24 protein-coding genes and 2 pseudogenes are annotated in these 20,985 nt (G+C 49.5%); 17 read left to right on the top strand and 9 right to left on the bottom strand.

The window, feature by feature from the left end; translation table 11 throughout:
* The first annotated feature begins 10 nt into the window (after window positions 1-10).
* A complete protein-coding gene (locus tag IQ294_RS14720) occupies window positions 11-1,000 on the top strand; it encodes a tRNA dihydrouridine synthase (RefSeq protein ID WP_203334842.1) in 990 nt (329 codons plus the stop codon).
* A gap of 67 nt (window positions 1,001-1,067) precedes the next feature.
* Here IQ294_RS14720 and IQ294_RS14715 read toward each other — a convergent pair whose 3' ends face one another.
* Both IQ294_RS14715 and IQ294_RS14710 read right to left on the bottom strand, forming a co-directional pair.
* Entirely contained in the window at window positions 1,068-1,280 is a 213-nt protein-coding gene (locus IQ294_RS14715; protein WP_203334817.1) for a hypothetical protein, read from the bottom strand.
* Between the two features lie 88 nt (window positions 1,281-1,368).
* A complete protein-coding gene (locus IQ294_RS14710; protein ID WP_203334816.1) occupies window positions 1,369-1,602 on the bottom strand; it encodes a hypothetical protein in 234 nt (77 codons plus the stop codon).
* A 248-nt stretch (window positions 1,603-1,850) separates the two neighbouring features.
* Here IQ294_RS14710 and IQ294_RS14705 point away from each other — a divergent pair, with 248 nt between their 5' ends.
* The 4 genes from IQ294_RS14705 (at window position 1,851) to IQ294_RS14690 (ending at window position 4,727) form a co-directional block, all read left to right on the top strand.
* On the top strand, window positions 1,851-2,072 hold the full coding sequence (locus tag IQ294_RS14705; protein ID WP_203334815.1) for a hypothetical protein: 222 nt from the start codon (window positions 1,851-1,853) through the stop codon (window positions 2,070-2,072).
* Window positions 2,073-2,296: 224 nt separating this feature from the next.
* Entirely contained in the window at window positions 2,297-3,304 is a 1,008-nt protein-coding gene (locus IQ294_RS14700) for an ATP-binding cassette domain-containing protein (protein ID WP_432419966.1), read from the top strand.
* Window positions 3,301-4,143 (top strand): ABC transporter permease, encoded by an 843-nt coding sequence (locus IQ294_RS14695; RefSeq protein WP_203334814.1) that lies wholly within the window; start codon window positions 3,301-3,303, stop codon window positions 4,141-4,143. The genes IQ294_RS14700 and IQ294_RS14695 overlap by 4 nt, the downstream gene beginning before the upstream one ends.
* A 131-nt stretch (window positions 4,144-4,274) precedes the next feature.
* Window positions 4,275-4,727: a MarR family winged helix-turn-helix transcriptional regulator gene (locus IQ294_RS14690; RefSeq protein WP_203334813.1), complete on the top strand. Its 453-nt coding sequence runs from the start codon at window positions 4,275-4,277 to the stop codon at window positions 4,725-4,727.
* Window positions 4,728-4,768: 41 nt separating this feature from the next.
* Here the strand turns inward: IQ294_RS14690 and IQ294_RS14685 are convergent, their stop codons facing one another.
* On the bottom strand, window positions 4,769-5,284 hold the full coding sequence (locus tag IQ294_RS14685; protein WP_203334812.1) for a CarD family transcriptional regulator: 516 nt from the start codon (window positions 5,282-5,284) through the stop codon (window positions 4,769-4,771).
* A 235-nt stretch (window positions 5,285-5,519) separates the two neighbouring features.
* On the opposite strand from IQ294_RS14685, the gene IQ294_RS14680 reads away from it, so the two are divergent.
* The 5 genes and pseudogenes from IQ294_RS14680 (at window position 5,520) to IQ294_RS14660 (ending at window position 11,169) form a co-directional block, all read left to right on the top strand.
* Window positions 5,520-6,029: a YehS family protein gene (locus IQ294_RS14680; protein ID WP_203334811.1), complete on the top strand. Its 510-nt coding sequence runs from the start codon at window positions 5,520-5,522 to the stop codon at window positions 6,027-6,029.
* A 108-nt stretch (window positions 6,030-6,137) separates the two neighbouring features.
* Window positions 6,138-6,956 carry a hypothetical protein gene (locus tag IQ294_RS14675; protein ID WP_203334810.1) on the top strand — a complete coding sequence of 273 codons (819 nt, stop codon included), beginning with the start codon at window positions 6,138-6,140 and terminating at the stop codon, window positions 6,954-6,956.
* A gap of 296 nt (window positions 6,957-7,252) precedes the next feature.
* Complete coding sequence (locus tag IQ294_RS14670; protein WP_238942866.1) at window positions 7,253-8,434, top strand: glycoside hydrolase family 65 protein; 1,182 nt, start codon at window positions 7,253-7,255, stop codon at window positions 8,432-8,434.
* A 41-nt stretch (window positions 8,435-8,475) separates the two neighbouring features.
* A pseudogene (locus IQ294_RS14665) lies at window positions 8,476-10,029 on the top strand (glycoside hydrolase family 65 protein); the annotation flags it as partial.
* A gap of 135 nt (window positions 10,030-10,164) precedes the next feature.
* Entirely contained in the window at window positions 10,165-11,169 is a 1,005-nt protein-coding gene (locus tag IQ294_RS14660; RefSeq protein WP_203334807.1) for an LLM class flavin-dependent oxidoreductase, read from the top strand.
* Between the two features lie 52 nt (window positions 11,170-11,221).
* Here the strand turns inward: IQ294_RS14660 and IQ294_RS14655 are convergent, their stop codons facing one another.
* Window positions 11,222-11,824, bottom strand: a complete 603-nt coding sequence (locus IQ294_RS14655) for a TetR/AcrR family transcriptional regulator C-terminal domain-containing protein (protein WP_203334806.1) — start codon at window positions 11,822-11,824, stop codon at window positions 11,222-11,224.
* Between the two features lie 128 nt (window positions 11,825-11,952).
* On the opposite strand from IQ294_RS14655, the gene IQ294_RS14650 reads away from it, so the two are divergent.
* Window positions 11,953-12,369, top strand: coding sequence for an MFS transporter permease (locus tag IQ294_RS14650; RefSeq protein ID WP_203334805.1), 417 nt, complete (start codon window positions 11,953-11,955; stop codon window positions 12,367-12,369).
* Window positions 12,370-12,387: 18 nt separating this feature from the next.
* Here the strand turns inward: IQ294_RS14650 and IQ294_RS14645 are convergent.
* From IQ294_RS14645 to IQ294_RS14630, 4 genes and pseudogenes are all read right to left on the bottom strand, one after another.
* Window positions 12,388-13,053: pseudogene (locus IQ294_RS14645) on the bottom strand (beta-xylosidase family glycoside hydrolase); the annotation flags it as partial.
* 75 nt (window positions 13,054-13,128) lie between these two features.
* Window positions 13,129-13,890: an SDR family NAD(P)-dependent oxidoreductase gene (locus IQ294_RS14640; RefSeq protein WP_203334804.1), complete on the bottom strand. Its 762-nt coding sequence runs from the start codon at window positions 13,888-13,890 to the stop codon at window positions 13,129-13,131.
* A 137-nt stretch (window positions 13,891-14,027) separates the two neighbouring features.
* Window positions 14,028-14,354 (bottom strand): four-helix bundle copper-binding protein, encoded by a 327-nt coding sequence (locus IQ294_RS14635; RefSeq protein WP_203334803.1) that lies wholly within the window; start codon window positions 14,352-14,354, stop codon window positions 14,028-14,030.
* Window positions 14,355-14,436: 82 nt separating this feature from the next.
* Complete coding sequence (locus tag IQ294_RS14630; protein WP_203334802.1) at window positions 14,437-14,700, bottom strand: SHOCT domain-containing protein; 264 nt, start codon at window positions 14,698-14,700, stop codon at window positions 14,437-14,439.
* A 118-nt stretch (window positions 14,701-14,818) separates the two neighbouring features.
* On the opposite strand from IQ294_RS14630, the gene nagA reads away from it, so the two are divergent.
* Entirely contained in the window at window positions 14,819-15,991 is a 1,173-nt protein-coding gene (nagA, locus tag IQ294_RS14625) for an N-acetylglucosamine-6-phosphate deacetylase (RefSeq protein WP_203334801.1), read from the top strand.
* A gap of 289 nt (window positions 15,992-16,280) precedes the next feature.
* Here the strand turns inward: nagA and IQ294_RS14620 are convergent, their stop codons facing one another.
* On the bottom strand, window positions 16,281-17,762 hold the full coding sequence (locus IQ294_RS14620; protein WP_203334800.1) for a phytoene desaturase family protein: 1,482 nt from the start codon (window positions 17,760-17,762) through the stop codon (window positions 16,281-16,283).
* Between the two features lie 246 nt (window positions 17,763-18,008).
* On the opposite strand from IQ294_RS14620, the gene IQ294_RS14615 reads away from it, so the two are divergent.
* The 5 genes from IQ294_RS14615 to IQ294_RS14595 all read left to right on the top strand — a co-directional run bounded on the left by IQ294_RS14615 (window position 18,009) and on the right by IQ294_RS14595 (window position 20,969).
* Entirely contained in the window at window positions 18,009-18,551 is a 543-nt protein-coding gene (locus tag IQ294_RS14615) for a GNAT family N-acetyltransferase (RefSeq protein WP_203334799.1), read from the top strand.
* Between the two features lie 18 nt (window positions 18,552-18,569).
* Window positions 18,570-19,292: an ABC transporter ATP-binding protein gene (locus IQ294_RS14610; RefSeq protein ID WP_203334798.1), complete on the top strand. Its 723-nt coding sequence runs from the start codon at window positions 18,570-18,572 to the stop codon at window positions 19,290-19,292.
* On the top strand, window positions 19,289-20,323 hold the full coding sequence (locus tag IQ294_RS14605; RefSeq protein ID WP_203334797.1) for an ABC transporter permease: 1,035 nt from the start codon (window positions 19,289-19,291) through the stop codon (window positions 20,321-20,323). The genes IQ294_RS14610 and IQ294_RS14605 overlap by 4 nt, the downstream gene beginning before the upstream one ends.
* A 74-nt stretch (window positions 20,324-20,397) precedes the next feature.
* On the top strand, window positions 20,398-20,685 hold the full coding sequence (locus IQ294_RS14600; protein ID WP_203334796.1) for a DUF5316 family protein: 288 nt from the start codon (window positions 20,398-20,400) through the stop codon (window positions 20,683-20,685).
* Between the two features lie 80 nt (window positions 20,686-20,765).
* Window positions 20,766-20,969, top strand: coding sequence for a hypothetical protein (locus IQ294_RS14595; RefSeq protein ID WP_203334795.1), 204 nt, complete (start codon window positions 20,766-20,768; stop codon window positions 20,967-20,969).
* The last annotated feature ends 16 nt before the right edge of the window (window positions 20,970-20,985 follow it).

The raw sequence follows: 20,985 nt of genomic DNA, 5'->3' as shown, positions 1-20,985 counted from the left end.
GAAAAGGATGTTGAAAGAGAATTTTTGGCAGGATCTGCCGAAGCCGTTTTTTGTGCTGGCGCCGATGGAAGATGTGACGAATGTCGTGTTCCGTCATGTAGTGGCGGCTGCAGCACGGCCTGATGTGTTTTTTACGGAGTTTACGAATACGGAGAGCTATTGCCATCCGGAAGGCATTTTCAGTGTGCGGGGGCGTTTGACGTTCACGGAAGATGAACAGCCGATGGTGGCGCATATCTGGGGCAATAAACCCGAGCATTTCCGCGAGATGAGCATCGGCATGGCGAAACAGGGCTTCAAAGGGATCGATATCAATATGGGATGCCCTGTGCCGAACGTCGCCGCAAAAGGAAAAGGCAGCGGCCTGATCAATTATCCGGATAACGCAGCGGAAATCATCCAGGCGGCGAAAGCGGGTGGCTTGCCGGTCAGCGTCAAGACGCGCCTCGGCTATACGAGCATCGATGAGTGGAGAGGCTGGCTGACACATGTGCTGGAGCAGGATATCGCGAACTTGTCGATCCATCTTCGGACGAAAAAGGAAATGAGTGCCGTGCCGGCTCACTGGGAATTGATTCCGGAGATCAAGGCATTGCGCGATGAAATCGCACCGGATACGCTGCTGACGATCAACGGTGATATTCCGGATTACAAGACGGGCATGGAGCTTGCAGAGAAGTATGGTGTCGACGGCGTCATGATCGGACGCGGGATATTCCACAATCCGTTCGCTTTTGAAAAGGAAGCACGGGAGCACAGTACGGAGGAATTGTTTGATCTGCTGCGTCTGCACCTGGATCTGCATGATAAATATTCGACCGACATCGAACCGATTGCGTTCAAGCCGCTGCGCCGTTTCTTCAAGATCTACGTAAAAGGAGTACGGGGCGCCGGTGAATTGAGAAATCAATTGATGTATACCGAGACGACAGACGAAGTACGCGAGCTGCTCAATAAGTTTGAAGCTTCTGTTGAAATGGAATTGGCAGGAAAACAATAATCACATAAAAATGCGCAATTCCTGACGTTCAGGAATTGCGCATTTTTTTATGACGGGGCGTGCTCCGTCAAAGCCTTTCAATCAGCTTTTCAATCAGTATTTCATTGAGCAGATTTTTTTCACGGGCAATCGGCAAGGCTCTTTTGCCGGTTTCTACGTCTTCTACAAAGATGATCTCGCGCTTTACGGTATTGGAAAAGCAGATCATGTATTTTTTATCATTGAAGTCAATGACGCTGAAGCGAGTCCGATTTGTCAGGAACCAATTGGGAGAAATCACAGGATGTCCGCCTTTGTTGATGGATTTTTTAATAGTATGGCATGTTCGAAAGGGGATGTAAATGAAAAAAACTCCCGCTTATGGGGAGTCAGATTACTTTGATGCGATTTATATGTTTGTCGATGAAGGCTGCCGCTTCTTCCACGCTGTTGTAGAGCGCGATTTCACCGGTTTCGAGGAAGGTGAGCTCCAACGTGGTGGTATCGGGCACACAGCGCACCGAGATCAGGTCGTTGCCTTCTTGTGTAAAAGTCTGTGTGATGCGGACGTTATTGTACTGGCAGATCGTGCTCAATAGGTCTGAAATGTGATTTTTCTTCAAAGAGATTCTCCTCTCCGGTAATGGAAAGTGACTAATAAAAGTCTGAAAGAATCCATGCGGTATTAGTTGTTGATAATACAATTGTAACACGTTTTGCACTTAATTGATAGGAGAAGGGTAAAAATGTCTGAAATTTCTAAAAACAAGAGCGCGGGCAAAAGTGCAAAAATCATGCTATAATAAAATACCTGGGTACTTCAGAAATCTTTAAACCAAGGCCCATCAATATGAATCAGAGGTGCAATCAAATGAATAAACGATGGACGATCGATAAAATACGGGAATTCACAGAGAAGAACTCCGACAGTAAACTGCTGTCGACTGAATACCACGGATTTTCCCAGAAACTGCTGTTCAAATGCGCATGCGGCAATAATTTTGAAAAGACCTTTACGAAATTCAATAAGAACAACCAGCGTAAATGTGATGTTTGCCAGCCGCCGAGAGAACCACGCGGTGCCCAACAGTAACTGGCTGATGCCGATTTCCTTAACAGGAGATCGGCATTTTTTTATGCATTGATAATGGCTATAAATAAAAAAGGGCAAAATAAATTGAATAATCAGTAAATATTGTTTACATCCAGTTCGAACGGGTGTAAAATAGAAGGGAACAAGTGTTCCTTTTGGTTGGGTGAAAAAACACATATGAAGCAGCAGCTCTCTTTTTCACAGACAATCCCTGACAGGAAAGGATGAGAAGAGTGGCAGAGGCAATGCATGAGGCATCTACTGCCGATTTAGCGATCAAAGCAACCGGACTCGTGAAAATATTCGGGAAGCACCGGGCAGTCGATGGAGTGGATCTGGCTATACGAAAAGGAATGGTCTATGGATTTTTGGGACCGAACGGAGCCGGCAAGACGACAACGATCCGGCTGCTTGCGACTTTGTTGAAGCCGGACGGAGGATCGGCCGAAATTTTCGGCCACGATCTCCACAGGGAAGGAGATGAAATCCGCAGCCGCATCAGTTTGACCGGTCAATACGCTTCCATCGATGAAGATTTGACGGGTATGGAGAATCTGGTCATGATAGCGCGATTGATGGGTTATGCGCGCAGGGAGGCCAAAATGCGGGCTGAGGAATTATTGCGGGCATTCGGATTGGAGGACGCGGCAAAACGGCAAGTGAAAAACTATTCAGGCGGTATGCGGAGAAGGGTTGATATTGCGGCTAGCATCGTAGTGACACCGGAACTATTATTTTTGGATGAACCTACAGCGGGACTCGACCCGCGCAGCCGCAACCAGGTTTGGGACATTATACGGGCACTCGTGAAAGCGGGGACTACGGTTCTCCTGACGACCCAGTACCTGGATGAGGCCGATCAGCTGGCTGACCGCATCGCAGTCATCGACCAGGGGAAAATCATTGCGGAAGGAACAAGCAGTGAGTTGAAGGAGTCCGTCGGTTCCGGGACATTGAATGTCCAGTTGCTGAACGGGGAAGACCGGTCGCGCGCAATGGCGATCCTGGAAGAAAAACTTTCGGTGCATGTGCAGTTCGCAGCAGATTCCACTTCGCTGACTGCACAGGTGAACGATTCATTCATGGTGGCAGGGGCGCTGGGTGAGTTGGCGAAGCAGGGGATTGCCGTCACCAGCTTTTCGTTCGGGCGCCCAAGCCTGGATGAAGTGTTCCTGAAACTGACCGGACACGGAACCGCTCAAGAGACGGACCATAAGGAGGAGGCCATATGACCGGCTATATCGAGCAGACAGAAAAGGATGCCAGAGAATTGCGGCTGGACGAATCGATTGCTTCAAGTTCCCGGCCGAAACCGCCAAGTGCGCTTTCTTCGACGATGACTTTTGCTCACCGGGCACTGCTGCGGATCAAGCACGTTCCTGAACAGATGTTTGACGTGACTGTTTTTCCTGTCATTTTCCTGCTGATGTTCACATATTTATTCGGCGGGGCAATTGCGGGGTCTACAGCTGAGTACCTTCAGTTTCTGCTGCCGGGGATTTTAGTGATGACCGTTTCCCAAATCACGATGTATACGGGCATCGATTTGAACAACGATATCCGAAAAGGGATTTTTGACCGGTTCCGCACACTGCCGATCTGGCTGCCTTCAGCACTGATCGGTTCGCTGCTGGTGGATGTGGTCCGGTATTCCCTAGCATCTTTCATTATGATCATTCTCGGCTATGCGCTCGGCTTCCGGCCGGAAGGTGGCATGGCAGGGATACTGGGAGCCATCGGGTTGATCCTGATTTTTTCTTTCAGCCTGTCATGGATCTGGACCGTCTGCGGCTTGATTGTCCGTTCGGAAAAGGCCCTGATGATGATCAGTTTCATGGTGCTGTTTCCCCTGACTTTCGTCAGTAATGTATTTGTGGATCCGAAGACATTGCCAGCGTGGCTGGAAAGCTTTGTCGATGTCAATCCGATTTCGATCCTGGCGACAGCTGTGCGGGGTGCCATGCACGGCACGGTGACATTCCAGCAGGTCGTCATGGTATTGTTCGTGTCGCTGATCATGACGGCCATATTTGCGCCCATCACGATTTACCTGTACCGCAACAAGAAATGACAGTGCCTGCCTGCAAAGTTAATCGCTGGACGGTAATGGACGCTGGTTTCCGATTCCGGAAATCGGCGTTTTTTGTGCATCGCTCAAATTGACTTACGGGAAGGCTTTCTATATATTAAAGTTCGGAGATCATGTTAGGAGTGACACGTTTGAACCCCAATGCTGATTTGGAGAAATTGGATTTGATTGATTTATTGAGTGAGCGGCATAATCTGGTGCGGAAAATTTCAGAAAAAGCATGGAATGACCAGAGTGAAATTTCCATTTCCAATTCAGAATGGTATATCATGTCGAAAATTTATAAAAAGCAGCCGACGATATCCCATGTGAACCGGAATGTCGAAATCTCACGGCAGGCCATCCATAAATTCATCAAGCAGCTTTCCGCAAAAGGACTGGTGGCAGTCGACAATGTGGAAAACAATAAGAAAGACAAATGCATCCGACTTACCGGCTTGGGCGAGGAATGCTTTGAAAAGAACGAAGCACTGAAAAAACAGCTGGAAGACAGAATTATGGAAGCTGTTGGAGAAGAGCGGTTTGCCGTCTTGAAAGATGTTCTGAAACAGGACTGGAAAATATAAAAGAACCCCTATTTCATCGTGAAATAGGGGTTCCATTTATATTAATGGATAAATGCCGGCTCTTTCTCGAGCTGTCCGGCAATCAGCTGGTTCACTTCTTCAAAGGTAATGTCCAGTGCCAGCGCCAATTCCTTGAAAAGAATCGACTGCGCGCTGTTCAAGATCTTATGGTCGCGCTCATAAAGATTTTTGCCTTCCAGCTTCGCATCAATCTTTCTTCTCATCAGCGTATTGACTACCTGGGCAACGCTTTGGCGGTCCCCGGTGTTCAAAATGTCAGAGAAATAATTAAATCGTGCGTTCGGGCTTTCCGCCCATTCGAGTGGAGCTTCTTCAAAAGCTTTGATGATATCAAGAGCCGCATCTTTTTTCATCAGGCTGAGCATGACGACTTTATCGTTGTCCACCGGTGTACGGATTGTGATGCGATGGTGGTTTTCGGTTGGATGCAATAGATAATATTTTCTCGTGACACCGGCAATCGTTTCTTCCCTGATGTCATCGATTATACAAAGGCCGTGAGTCGAATAAATGATCTGGTCCCCAATATTAAACATATTGTCCTCCTAGTGGTGCGTATTTGACACTGAGTAAAGGATAGCATCAATCGTTAAAATTGTCAACTTGGTTGACATTTTGGCGGGCAGACTCCACAAAATCATTTTTTAATATCCATTCCATAATGAAGGGCTTGTTGGAATACGGCTTATGAATTGACGGAAAAGCCTTGCGGTGACTGCTTATGTTATGATGGAATAAATGGAATTCCGTTTGGATAATGGAGGGTATGAAATGGATAATAACGATATTTTGATCCGGCTGCGCTACGCCCTGGATATCAAGAACAGCGATATGGTTGAGATTTTCAAGCTCGGGGGCATCGAGCTGGCGAAGGAAGATGTGCAGAAGGTGCTGACCAAGACCCCGGAGCGCGATGAAGAGGAAGATGACAGCATTTTCACAGAAAGCGCAAACGACGATTATATTCCGGTGGACAATGCGATGCTGGAATCGTTTCTGAACGGTTTTATCATTCATAAACGCGGACGTCAGGAAGGCCAGACGGGAACGCCGCCGCTGACGAATGAGCCGTCGAAGAACCTGCTGTTGAAAAAAGTGAAGATTGCGCTGCAATTGACGAGTGAAGATATGCTCGAGATTCTCAAGCTTGCGGGCGTGACAGTTTCGAAAGGCGAGCTGAGCGGAATACTGCGTAAGCAGGGCCATAAAAACTACAGTTTATGCGGCGATCGCTATGCGCGCAATTTCCTGAAAGGCCTTGCCGTCAAATACAGAAAATAAATGACTCGGACCGCATCTTTTGGTGCGGTTTTTGTTATGGGGAAAATATTTTTCAGCGCTGTATTTATTATTGGCTTGAAGAGATATGATAGAAAAAAGGGGATGAGAATGATGGGGTTTTTGCCGCCGACGTTACAGAAGCTGAAAGAGTTTGATGGATATTTAGGGAAAGAAGGCCTGTCGTTGGATGAAGGCATCGGCCTGCGCTGGACGGATGAATCGATGGCTTATGACCAGACTCCATATGATGTGCTGCCATTTATGGATGCGGGTGTGGACGGGATCCATGTGGGGCTGCTGACGGATTTTGGGAAGGTGACGGACTTGGAGGAAGCGTTCGTCGTTTGTGTGCATCCGATGAACGCACCGGCTTCACTTAAGATATTGGCGCGCAATCCGAAGGAATTCGTCGACTATCTGTACAGTGACCGGAATTTGACGATGTTCTTTAATTTCATGATGATCGAGTCGGAAGAACAGTATCGATCGATGGTGGAAGAAGGGGAAACCGATTTCGAAGAATCCGCGGAGTTCGCGGAAGCGCAAAATTTGGTGCTGACGAAAATGAAGGAATATATGGGCTGTAAAAAAGTCGGGAGTATCTATGAGTTTGTGGAATCGGCGGAAGAAGCGCGCCGAAAGCAAATCGTCCTGCCGACAAAAGACAGTATCGGGATTGCGGGAGAAATCGAAAGCGGTGAGGAGCTGCCGGTGTATCCCGTAGATGAAAATGCAGATATCGGAGTGGCTGAAGCGCAAGGATTTCTGGCATCAGCCCCGCTTGTAAGCAAACTCGCGTTCATCCGGGATGCGCAGTACGCAGGATTGATCGATAATCAGACGCCGCTGAAAGGGGTCATTTTATCGGAGCTGGAGAGCCTGGGATATGCCGCAGAAGTGGCGCGCTTGAAAAGTCTGGACTGGTGATTGGATCCAGAAGGAAGAAGGGCTGCCGGGAATGTCGGCAACTTTTCTTTTTTTGTCCGGGTAGTCATTAAATGGAATTAAGGATTGACTAATAAAAACGAAGAATTTGTACTAGAAACAACTTATAATAGACGGAAAATACTGAATATAAAATCAACTAAGAGAACGGCGAGATGGCAAGGTTTACAGACGCGCGAAAAGTCGAAGAAAAACCTCAGTGGACCGTCTCTCTTTTTTATGGAAAAACTAAAACGTTTTCGGAAACTCAGGCAACTCCAATAAGGGGGAAATCTGTGATGCTGGATCTTTCGTTTAGTCAGGGGAAATCAGGAAAGTGGATAGTGGCGGATACTGCTTTTTCCCCTGATCATCTCGGGAAGAGCGAAGCCGTCATGGTCTTGGGCAATGGATACATGGGGCTGCGTTCTGCAAACGAGGAGCCTTATTTAGGTGAGCGGCGGAATCTCTTCATCAACGGGACATTTAATCAGGCAGACCCGAATGAAGTGACTGAACTGCCGAATGCAGCTGATACGACGCAGCTTGATATCCGGATTGACGGGGAACGTTTCAGTCTCGAGTTTGGGGAGGTCGAGCAATATTCAAAACAGCTGAATCTCAATGAAGCCGAACTCATGCGTTCGTTCAAATGGACGTCCCCGAAAGGGAAAAAGCTTCAATTCTGCTTCAGGCGATTTGTTTCATTGAAGAACCTGCATTTGATCGGCATGCAACTGGAAATCACAAATTTGGGAGCAGCGGTCGATTTATCGATCGGCAGCGGCATCAATGCGCAGATGACAAATTCAGGTGTGCAGCATTTCCAGGAAGGTCATCAGCGGATTGCAGAAAATCGATTTATTCAGCTGACGCAGACAACTGCGCAGAGCGGGATTGATTTCGTCCATACTGCCGTCCATAGTTTCAGGCTCAATGATGAGGAAATCACCGCAGAGGCGGAGCGGAATATGGAGCGCCGAAGGGTATGGATGGTCTTCGGTATTGAGCTGGGTCCGAACGACAGGTTTGAAATGGAGAAGCTGTCAACCGTGCATACAAGCAGGGACAAAGAACTTGCTGCCGAAACATACAGTCTCGAGTCCCTTCAAATGAAAGCGCTTACGGAATTGGAGGAACTCGAACAAAAGGGCTATCAGCTTTCAATGGAAGAACACCGGGCGGTCTGGCAGGAACAGGTGTGGGATACGGGGGATGTCGAAATCGATAGTGAACATCCGGAAGACCAGCTGGCGCTCCGTTCAGCCATCTATCATTTGGCGGCGATGGCTCCGGCACATGATGAGCGCATGGGCATCGGAGCAAAAGCGCTGAGCGGGGAGGGATATAAAGGGCACTCGTTCTGGGATACGGAAATATTCATACTGCCGGTGTTCATCTATTCTAAGCCTGAAGCAGCAAGGTCGCTGCTGCTGTATCGGTATCACGGATTGCCGGGAGCCCGGAAGAAGGCGGATTGAGGGAAGTTTCCGGCATGCCGGGGGAGCATACAATGGAAGAAACGTATATTTTCGCGGGAGCCGGAGAGGTTCATTTCACGAAATACGCCGTTTATACGGATACGATCCGCCACGGCGATGATGTGATCCAAGAAGGGATGAAGATTCTCCATCAGGTGAAGGGAAAAAGTTTCGGTGAATTGGCGGAGGAGCAGAAACGGTACCTGGATGATTTCTGGGAAGTGTCGGATATCATGATCGAAGGCGATCAGCTTGTACAGGAAGGCATCCGTTTCAATCTGTATCACCTGCTCCAATCGGTCGGCAAAGATCCCGCCAGCAATATTGCGGCAAAAGGCTTGTCGGGAGAAGGATATGAAGGGCATTATTTCTGGGATACGGAAATTTACATTTTTCCGGTATTCCTGATGACCCATCCTGAAATAGCGAAGAATCTATTGCTGCATCGCTATTCGATTTTGGAGCATGCAAAAGCCAGGGCCCTTGAAATGGGACATGAAAAAGGCGCGTTATTTCCGTGGCGCACAATTGCCGGTAAAGAGAGCTCTGCATTTTTCCCTGCCGGCACCGCGCAATACCACATCAGTGCGGATATCGCCTACAGTTATATCCAGTATTACCTGGCGACGAAAGATGAAGAGTTCATGAAGGGATACGGCGCTGAAGTGCTGTTTGAAACAGCGAGGCTATGGGCGGATACCGGACATTTGCACAACGGGAAATACCGAATCGACAATGTGACCGGGCCCGATGAATATACGTGCATCGTCAATAATAATTATTATACGAATGTCATGGCGAAGCATAATCTATTATGGGCGGTGAAGATTTACCGGTTATTGAGCAGGACGGACGCTGATCGGCTCCGGGCGCTTGCGGGCCGCCTGGACCTGACCGAAACGGAAGTGGATAATTGGCAGATGGCAGGGGAAAGCATGTATCTGCCGTACGATGAAACCTTGCAGATCAATGCGCAGGACGACAGTTTCCTGCAGAAAGCGAAATGGGACCTGAAAAATACGCCATCGGATAAATTCCCTTTATTGCTCCATTACCACCCGCTGACGCTGTACCGCTATCAGGTATTGAAGCAGGCGGATACGGTACTTGCCCATTTTCTGCTGGAAGATGAGCAGGAACTCGGCACCATCCGCAATTCCTATGATTATTACGAAGCCATCACAACGCATGATTCGTCGCTGTCTTCCTGTGTCTACAGCATCATGGCGTCAAAGCTCGGCTATACGGACAAATCCTATAATTATTTCAATGAAACTGCCCGCCTCGACCTCGACAATACACACGGCAATACGAAAGATGGCCTCCACATGGCGAACATGGGCGGTACGTGGCTCGCCATCGTTTACGGCTTTGCCGGCCTGCGTCTGAAGGAAAACGGCTTGTCATTTTCACCGATGCTCCCGGCTGAATGGAATTTGCTTGAATTCCAGCTGCGCTATCAGGGAAGGAGGCTGAAATTCCAGAAGACCCGTGAGTTCACCGTGTATACGGTGGTGTCGGGGGATGACCTGGAGATTATGCATGACGGGGAAATGCTGCTTTTAGAGAAAGGGAAAGATAGGATTGTGCGGTGAACGGGAGCCTCGGCGGATGCCGGGGCTTTTTCGTATGCTGATTGTTGATTGATGCTTTCCGCAAACAAACCACTCCTGCCCATCCGCATCCCCGTGCTACACTGGGAATATCCAGGAAATAAAGGCGGGAACCACATGATTTCACTCAGTATTCTTGATTATTCACCAATAGATGAAGGAGCGGCAGCAGGAGAAGCGCTCCGCCAGACGACCGCACTCGCGCAGCTGGCGGATGGGCTCGGCTTCAAGCGGTATTGGGTAGCCGAACATCATCAGGTCTTTTCGGTAGCCGGCAGTTCACCCGAGATGCTGATGATGCATCTGGCGGGTGCGACGAAGCGGATCCGTATCGGTTCGGGCGGCGTCATGCTGCCGCATTACAGTTCCTATAAAGTGGCGGAGAATTTCCGGGTGCTCGAAGCGCTGCATCCTGGCCGCATCGATCTTGGCATCGGCCGTTCACGCAGCTACCGCCTCGTCAATAAAGCATTGAATGAATCAAAGGGGATCCCGGTGTCCTACGAGCAGCAAATCGCCGATATCCAGAAATATTTTACGGATGATACCGAATCGGAACATCGTTTCCAAAAACTGCGCGCCACTCCGGTCAGCGAAACGGCACCTGAAATGTGGGTGCTCGGCACAGGGGAAGGCAGCGCCAAAGTGGCGGCAGAAACGGGAGCGGGTTACGTTTATGCACATTTCGCGAAACCGCTCCAGTCGAGTGCCCGGCTGTTCCGTTCGTATGAAGACACGTTCCAGCCGTCGAAGCTGCAGAATGCGCCGAAAACGATGGTCTCGATCTTTGCAGTCATCGGTGAAACCGAAGAAGAAGCGGCAGAACTGGCCAATGCATTTGATCTGTGGCTGCTGTTCATCGAATCGGACACACCGCCGCCGTATTATCCGTCTGTGGAAACGGCGAAGCAGCGGGGGTTCAGCGCGAGTGAAATGGAAAAAGTGGAACGCAACCGGAAACGGATGCTCGTCGGAACAGCAGCAGAAGTGAAACGCCAGATCGAAGAGATCGCTGAAATTTTTCAGACTGATGAAATTTTGGTCATTCCGAATGTGGCGGGCGCCGAAAAGCGCATGAAAGGGATCCGGCTGCTGGCGGAAGCGTTCAGACTGAATGGGTAAACAGCAAACGGCGGAAGAGCCAATCAGCTCTTCCGCCGTTTTTTATGGGCAGTTATTGCTGCCGGCCATCCAGGTTCCGGATAAAGAAAATGATCCGGATATACATATCGGCCATATCAGCAGGCGATTCAGCCAGATCATTCGCCAGCCACTGCTCGATCAATCCGAGAAAAGCGGAAGTGGCGAAAGCTGATAAATAATCTTTCGGCACCGTCACAGCTTTGAAAAAATCTGGATTCGCCAGCATCTTATCGGTGAAATGCCGCACAAAAAAATCTTTCAGCCGCCGGTGGAAACCGGAATGATTGTGCTTTCCCAGAAATACACGGAACCATTCTTCGTGCTGCCTGATGTATCGGAACACTTCGACGGCCTGGAACGAAACCGCCCCTTTTTCGGCTTCCTCCAACAGGGGACCGGGTTCCAGCTGATGCAGATGATTTTCCAGGCCCTCCAACAGGCTCGCTTCCATGCGGTCCAGTAAATCGAATTTATCCAGATAATGAAGATAGAAAGTGCCGCGGTTGACTCCGGCAGCCTGTGCAATGTGTTGGACAGAAATTTTATTGAAATGCCGTTCCTTCAGTAAATGGAGAAAAACAGACTGTATCTTCTCCTTCGTTTTTTCATTCATCTGATCATAGATTTCCGCCACAGGAATCCCTCCAAAGCGCTCAACAGTCGCCGGATTTTTGCCTAGTGCTTTCATTATATCAGCGATTTATACTGGAGATATACCAATCAACACTGTGTTGAGTGGAAATCGGATGAAAGAGTGAAATCATGAAAAAATCAACCATAGCAATGATCGTGTCACTAGCCGCTGTGCTGGTCCTGTTGGGTAAAGCCTTCGTCATGGGAGAAGAAATCAGAATGTATCTGCTCGTCTTTTTTGCAATCGGCAATGGACTTGCCCTGTTGCGCCTGTTCGTCAATAATTCCATCAAGAAAATGAAGGGCAAAAACTGGAAAGTGAAAGTGGCCTTCTTTACGGTGCTGCTTGGCCTGGGCCTGCCGTTCCAGTCCTGGTTCAGAAACGCCGTCCTGTTCAATATGGATTCCGCTTACCTCCTCGGCAGCATCTCCATCATGGTGCTCGGGATGGTCTTCATGACCTTCTTCTTCGGCTTCATGAAAAAGAAACTGGCTTCAGGCGGCACTTTAAAAACGCAGACAATCGAAAAAAGCACAGCCCGGTGATCGGGGCTGTGCTTTTTCTTATTCATTTTCTTTATAGATGAAGTAATCAAAATCAGCCGCTAACCCAGCTCCTGACGTATCTTGGCATTGCATGCCGACGAATGCGCCGGTGAAGAAGCCGCCGCCCTGGATATAGTCATCGGACAATTTATGCGACTCCAATCGAACCGGGATCACATGCCATTCGGAACCGTTGAAGGAGTAAGAATACCGGTAGAAGCCCGTTTGCACCTCGACGCGCATATGCACATATTCCACTTCATCCGGAACCGGGATCTCTTCGCCTTGAAGCGGCTGGTCGAATGAAGTATTATCGCACGTCGTCAATTCGAGGATGCGGCCTTTTTCTTCATTCCATGAAATCTGAAGCGCCGTCCAGTTTTCGGTATTATAGTAATTGACGAGTCCGGCGGCCTGCTGGAAAGTCGTCGGATCGAATGCGACTTTCGTTTCAGCGGTGAAGTTGAAATGCTGCCAGCGGCGCGCGATGAAAGCCTGCGTGAATTTCGAGGTCAGCGATTCACGGCCGTGCAGACGAAGATGGCCCGGCTTTTCTTTCAAAGACGCAATTTCTTCACCGAGCGGAATCCGCAGGCTCTGGAAATGAAGGTTCAATGGTTCGGAATCGAAATCGTCCTTTTCCGGGTAGTCTTCCTCCCACACATGTTCTTCGATGGCCGGCCCTTGTTTATTGCCCGGGAAATAAAAGGGAAAATCCGCATCCTTTTGATGAAAGGATGCGGATTTGAATGGATAGTTTTATTTGGCCGTCTGGCCGCCGTCGATCAGATGTTCAGCGCCAGTGATGAAACGGGCTTCATCTGACGCCAGGAATAATGCCAGATAGGCGACATCTTCCGGTTCGCCGACGATGCCGAGCGGAATATCTTTCAAGGCACCGGCTTTCATTTCTTCGTCATCAAGGACAACAGAAGTCATCGGGGTATTGATGAAACCGGGATGAATCGAGTTGACCCGAATATTATCAGGTCCAAGTTCGACCGCAGCCCCTTTTGTCAGCAAGCGTGTGGCCCCTTTGGAAGCGGTATAATGAACGCCGGCTGCGCCCCCGATCATACCAGCCATTGAGGAAATATTAACGATGGAACCTTTGCCATTTTTCCGCATTTCCGGAACGACTGCTTTGATTCCTAAGAAATTGCTCGTAGCATTCACGGTCATGAACTTATTCCATGCATTCAGGTCGACTGCATCGATCAGACCAAACCCTTCAGCACCGCCAATACCGGCATTATTGACCAGAATATCGATTTTTCCAAACTGGCTGACCGTTTCCTTCACGACCATTTCCCAATCTTCCTCTTTCGTTACGTCATGATTGAAGGACAGTGCTTCACCGCCGTTTGACGTGATTGCTTCAACAATTGCGTTTACTTTATCCGTCTGGATATCCGTTGCGATAACTTTTGCGCCCTCTTCTGCAAATAAGCGAGCTTCTACTGCACCTTGGCCACTTCCTGCACCTGTAATTATGGCAACTTTTCCATCTAATCTGCCCATAAGAATCCTCCTTGTAAGAATGATTGATCATTTAGTCTCTTCCCCATTTACTTTTAGATAAAACAAAAGAACTATAAAATAGGATGAAAAAATGTCTTTCCCAATCAAGGGAAAGACATTTTAAGTTCAATCTGCAATCAAGCCACATTTCTGCAGGCTTCCGCGCACTTGAAGCAGGCTTCTGCACAGCGCTGGCAGTGGTCATGGTCATGGTGTTTGCATTCATTGCCGCAGGCTTCGCAAATTTCCGCACAAACCTGTGCAAGCTGTTTTACAAACGGTGAATTACGGGAAATGGCCTGTTCGAGATAGCCGCACATATCCGCGCATTCGCGGTCGAGCCGGATACATTCCGCCATCATTTTTACATCGTCCTCTTTCAGGCAGGCGTCAAAACAATGGTTGCATTCGGTCATGCACTCGTGCAAAACCTTCAATAATTCTGCATGTTGCTGGTGTGCCATGATAAAACCTCCAGTTTAAGTTTTGTTCCTATTTAGTTATTTAACCTGTTTGAAAAAGCTTAAACGTATAAATCCTGTTGATCTATTTGCCAGGCTTCGACCTTTCATCCAGTCCCCTCAGTTTCTGATGATATTCGTCTTCGGTGATTTCGCCGCGGTCGTATTGGTCCTGCAGTTTATGTGCATCATTATTCGCCGGTAATTCATCGATCTTTTGGGATTTCGGATTATTTTTCGCCATGAAAAACCAATAGAGCGTCAAGACGCCGGCAAGCAGGATCAGAAGGCCGATCAGCAGGCGGAGCGGAATAGGGAACGGAAACGCTGACAGCAGGATGATATCCATTGCTTTCACTCTCCTTACGTATAATATTCGTCATTCCTTTACTTCCCTATTTGCCGGATGCTAACCTGAATTCAACAATGCTTATGTAAAAATCCATTTATAAAAGGGGGTGGCTCTGATGGCCAGACTGCTAATCGAAAATATCCGGCTCGTCCAGGATGACGGGAATTTGGCGGAAGGGATGCTGCTGATTGAAGATGATAAAATTGCCGCTGTTCGGTCTGACGCACCTGCCGGATTCAGCGGTCCCCGTTTTGACGGTGACGGCACGGTTGCGCTTCCCGGTTTTATTGATATCCATATCCACGGTGCGCAAGGTGCAGATTTCATGGACGGCGATATTGCTGCGGTTGGGACGATAGCCGAGGCATTGCCGGCGGAAGGGACGACTTCGTTTCTCGCGACGACGATGACGGCTTCCGGAGAGCAAATCGCAGCCGCCATTCGCCATGGCAGGAAGTTCATGAATAAAAGCGGTGTTGCCGGAGCGGAAATGCTCGGTTTTCATCTCGAAGGGCCGTTCATCCATCCGGATCAGGCGGGGGCACAGTCCAGCGCTTATATCCTGGAACCGTCGATTCGCCAGCTGCAGGACTGGTTCGGTGAAACGCTGGAGGATTTGAAAGTTATTACGATGGCACCGGAACAGGACGCGGGTCATAGAGTGATCCGGGAACTTGCGGAACGCGGCGTTATCGTCTCCGCTGGTCATACGAACGCAGATTATCGAACCATCAAAGAAGCCAGTGCGGCCGGTATGAGCCATCTCACGCACTTTGGCAACGCGATGCGCGGCCTTCACCACCGCGAAATTGGAGTAGTGGGAGCCGGATTGCTGGAGCGTAAATTGTATTGCGAGATCATTGCAGATAAAATCCATCTGAATCCGGATATGCTGGAAGTTGCGCTGCGGTTGATCGGCACAGAACGATTGTTGTTGATCACAGATTCGATGCGTGCCAAAGGGTTGCCGGCCGGTTCCTATAGGCTCGGCGATCAGCAAGTGGCGGTAGCCGGAAAGGAAGCGGTGCTGCCGGACGGTAGACTGGCGGGCAGTGTGCTGAAGATGAATGAAGCCCTGCGCAATCTTCAGCAGATTGCAGCGATTTCATGGTTGGACGCCATTGCCCTCTCGTCCGCAAATGCGGCGAAACGCCTTGGTGTCTGGCACCGGAAAGGCAGCCTCGCCAATGGCAAAGACGCCGATATTGTTCTTGTCACAGAGGATTTCAGCGTCCAGCATACTTTTTGCAGAGGAAGGAAGAGTTTTGGAAATGGTGGATACAAATGAATTCCATTGGATGGTGGTCACTTCTAAAGAAAGAAAGTGATAGCCGCACAGGCGCCACTACTGGGGGGGCGGGTGTAGAGGAGGAGAAAACGAAGTGTAGACGATTTCTATTATTGATTTTGCTCTTGAGCATTTAGCCTCTGCACCTTCTATTAATGGGATACATTGTTTACTTATGATTTAGGGAAGGTATCTTATAGTTTTTGTTTCTACTTTACGGTTTCGCTATCCTATCTTATATTCGTGAATTTCTATCCCCCTATACATAAAGCCGCATCATCAAAAATCTTTAGATCAACCGCTTCGAAGTGATGGAACGTGCTGCATGGATGCCGCTTGTGGCTGCGCCGATTGTGCCGCCGCCCGGGAAGATGTGATCTCCGCAGACATAAAGGCCAGGGATGCCGGAATGATGGGAGATGGAGTTGAACAGTGCTGAATCCAGCGTTTGGGGAAATCCGCCGACGTAGCCATTCGGCCTGCCTGTGTAACGCTCCCATGCTTTTGGCGCGCCTGTTTCGAAATGGACGATCGACTCGCGGAATCCGGGGATTTGCTGTTCGATTGCCTGGAGCATCCGCTCACTTAACGTTTCTCTGGCTGCTTCGTATTTTTCTTTTGTATCCCAATGGCCGGCTTTGGAATGCGTGGAAACCGTCACGGTCTGATAGCCATCAGGCGCACGCAACGTGTCGCCGGGAAGCGAGGCGGACATGAAAAAGTGGGCGCCTTCGGCCATTCCGTCTCCAGTTGAAATTTGCCGGAACGGAGGCAGCGGATGAGACAATTTGCTGGAATCGACAGCCATATACAAAGTCAGGGTGGTCCACGTTTCACTCCCAGCGCCCTCAAGCAAGGGCTTTTTCAATTGGCTTACGAGTTCAGGCGGCAGCATGTCCGGCAACAGGTGGATCGGCGCGTTGACGATGACTGCATCGGCTTCGTATTTATTGCCGCGGTGATCGGTTGCCATCCAGCCCTTTCCGGTTTGCGCCAATTGGGTGATCCTGCGGCGCTTTTTCACCACCCCGCCATTTTCCGTTATGCTTTCGCCCATGAGTCCGGCAAAGCGATACAATCCACCGGGCACATAATATGCGCCTTCATGGTAGATGTCCAGTGCCACTGCAGCCAATAAATAAGAGACATCGTCGGAGCCGGTCTGCATGCTGTCGATCAGAAGTCCATCCAGCATATGGCGGAACGCTGTGAGCGGGCCGAGGCCGTGGTGCTCCAGGCGATTGCCGAGCGTCTTATTGAAATGCGGCAGCAGTTTCACATGGACCGGCCGTATGGCGAAAGCGAGTGATGTCCATTCCTTCGCTGTCGCTGGTGGCAGTGCAGGAAGCGGGCCCATCAATGTTCGGACAATCGATGCAGTAGTATAGATTTCCCGGTAAAAGGAACGGATTTTCGATTCGTAAGCAGGAGGAAAATGACTGATGATGTTGTCCACGTGCTGATTCCGGTCTTTCATAAAGACAAATGAATGATCGGGATGGATCATTTCCATAACGGTTTCGAGCGGTTCAAGCTGCAAGGGCTTTCCGAGGAAACGGAAAACCCGCTCATGGATGCCCCCGTCCTCTAAGCCCATGCCGAGCGTTGCGCCGGCAGGAAACAGGAATTTATGGCGTTTGAATTTTCCGGCGGAGCCGCCAAGTTCCGAGGATGCTTCAAGAACTGTTACGCGTTCCCCGCTTTTCGCCAGCAGCGCACCGGCAGTCAGTCCGCCGATGCCGGCGCCTATCACTAAGATATTTTGCGGCATGCCAATCCTCCTCAAAAATTCGTTTATCAAACGATGATGTACTGTTATCCGAAAGCAGAAAAGAAGCTCGGGAAAATCCGCAGATTCTGGAATAGCCAAATAACTTCGGTGAAATTCAATGTATTTATTAAAATACCATAATTGCTGGCAGCAAGAAAATCTCTGGATTGCAAAGATGCCTAATATTCCATATTCTCACAGCTGGCGGATTATGCTACGCTGAATGTATAAGTGGAGGGGATATAGATGTTCAGTTATAAGATCGATGAAGAGCTGTCGCTGAAGTTGGTTGAAGTAAGGGACTCGGAGCGGATATTTGAGTTGACGGATACATCGCGTGATTATTTGAAGGAATGGCTGCCGTGGCTCGATTATACGAAAACGGTGGAGGATTCGCGCGATTTTATTCGCATGAGCCGCAAGAATTATGCGGACAATAAAACCTTGAATACGGTGATTGTTTATCAGGATGAGATTGTCGGGATGGCCGGCTTCAATGAACTTGGCTGGGTGAATAAGACGGCGAAGATCGGCTATTGGCTCGGGCAGGAGTATCAGGGGAACGGGATCATGACGCGGGTGGCGGAAGCACTGACGGATATTTCGTTCGGGCATTTCGGCATGAACCGGACGGAGATCCGGGTGGCGACGGGCAATGTGAAGAGCCGCGGAATTCCGGAACGGCTAGGGTATACGGAAGAGGGCACGTTGCGCCAGGTGGAATGGCTGTACGACCATTACGTGGATCACGTCGTTTACGGAATGCTTGCATCGGAGTGGAAAAAGTAGGGCGAGCGGGGTGCTGATATGGATCACGTGATCCGGATTGAAGGCTTAAGCAAGAAGTACGGCAGACAGCAGGTATTGACCGATATCAATCTGTCGGTTGGCCAAGGACAGATTTTTGGTTTTATCGGTCCATCCGGTTCCGGCAAGACGACGCTCGTCAAAATGATCGTCGGCATCGATTCACCTGATTCGGGCATGGTGACGGTCATGGACAGACAAGTGCCGAACCTTGGACTGCTTCAGGATATCGGCTATATGGCGCAGTCGGATGCCTTGTATCCGGAATTGACGGGCAAAGAGAATCTGGTTTTTTTTGCTTCGCTGTTCGGTTTGAAGAAGGCGTTTTTAAAAGAACGGATTGAATATGTTGCGGATCTTGTGCAGCTTCAGGAAGCCATGGATAAGAAAGTCTCTGCTTATTCAGGGGGCATGAAGCGGCGTCTGTCGCTCGCGATTGCGCTGGTCCATGACCCGCAATTGCTGATCTTGGATGAGCCGACGGTCGGCATCGACCCTGAACTTCGTCAATCGGTCTGGCATGAGTTGCTCGATTTGATGGGGCAGGGCAAGACGATTGTTCTGACGACCCATGTCATGGACGAAGCGGCAAAATGTGAAGTCATCGCACTTGTGCGGGACGGGGGCATTCTGGCCACAGGGTCACCGGATGAACTGAAGAGGAAATTCGGTGCCTCAGATCTCGAAGGCGTCTTTTTGGCAGCGGGGAGGGATGCGAAGTGAGGATTCAGGCTCTTGTGAAACGCATCATGCTGCAGATGTTCCGTGACAAAAGGACGCTGGCGCTGCTGTTTCTGGCACCACTTCTGGTGCTGACACTGATGTATCTGATCTTTGACGGCAATGACAGTGAATTGCGCCTCGGAATCATCGGCGGCGATGAAAGGCTCGCTGAAGTTTTAGAGAGCCGCGGTATCGAATTGGTGGCGATTGACACGGCAGACGACGAAGCGATTGCTGTGGATGAGCTGAACGGATTGCTCGAAATCACCGGTGCCGGCGCGGATCTGACGCTTGAAAACAGCGATCCTGCCCAAGCGCGGGGGCTCCAGGCGCAGGTATCCCAAGCGCTGTCACAAACTGACGGCTCTTCAAGCACCAACACGGACGGAACGGTTCTTGAAACCGATTACCTTTATGGCAATGAAGAAACGGAACTGTTTGATGTGATCGGTCCGATTCTGGTCGGTTTCTTCGTATTCTTTTTCGTCTTCCTGATTTCGGGTATCGGTTTATTGAAGGAACGGGTTTCCGGTACGCTGGAACGGGTGCTTGCGACTCCCGTCAAACGATGGGAAATTGTGGCGGCGTATTTGATGGGGTTCGGCATATTTGCGGTGATCCAGACAACGATTGTCGTGTTCTTTTCCATTTACGTCCTGGATATGGTGATGGAAGGTTCGATCTGGCATGTCATCGTCATCAATCTGCTGCTGTCGCTTGTTGCGCTGTCGCTCGGGATTTTATTGTCCACGTTTGCAGGATCTGAATTCCAGATGGTGCAGTTCATCCCGCTGGTCATCGTACCGCAGATCTTTTTCTCCGGCATCTTCCCGGTTGAGGGGATGGCTGATTGGCTGCAGAACCTCGGCCGCATCATGCCGCTGTATTACGGGGCTGATGCGCTTAAATCGGTGATGTACAGAGGGGAAGGACTGGGCGATGTCGCCGGGAATCTCAGCATACTGGCACTTTTCGCCTTGGTGTTCATCGTCTTGAATATCCTGGCGCTGAAGCGTCACCGAAAATTATAGTTTATTTTACCGTGTCATCTCGTATATCATGGATAATAGAAGAAACAATAAATTACAGCATGGAGGAAACATACATGAAATTTTTCGGAATCGGAATTGTCACTGCGGCAATCAGTTTGCTGCTTGGCTATTTCCTGGAAGACTGGAATCTGGCGTTTTATATCGCAGGCGCACTTGGCATCATCGGAGTGCTGTGGGCGCTGCTGTTTTCAGGTGTCCTTAAAGGGTCGGGCGGCATGGAGCGCATGACGAGTTCGGAGCGCCGCAAGGAAAGCGCAAGACGCTCAGGCAGAATGAGAAACGGTTTCCTGTTCGCGCTGCCGAATTTACTCGCTGCCATCGCAGCCATGTGGATTTTCTGATAGACAATAAAAAATGGCCATCGAATCTCGAAAAGGATTTGATGGCCATTTTCCCTATTCAAAAATCAGGAGGTGCATATATGCTTAAGAAAATTTTATTGGGTGCTGCCATCCTGTTCATCGGTTTCATCATCAAAATCGTTCGGGGCGGCGAAGGGATCCACTGGGAAGAAATCACGATTTTTGCAGTCGTTGCACTGGCGGCGATTGCGCTGAAGGAATGGACCGATATTCCATATGACTGGAATAAAAGTAAGAAGAAAGATAAAGAAGACGCCGGCTGAATGCCGGACGTCTTCA

It is taken from the genome of Planococcus beigongshangi (assembly GCF_016820495.1).
GTDB lineage: Bacteria > Bacillota > Bacilli > Bacillales_A > Planococcaceae > Planococcus > Planococcus beigongshangi.
This window is presented reverse-complemented; position numbering and strand designations above follow the sequence as displayed.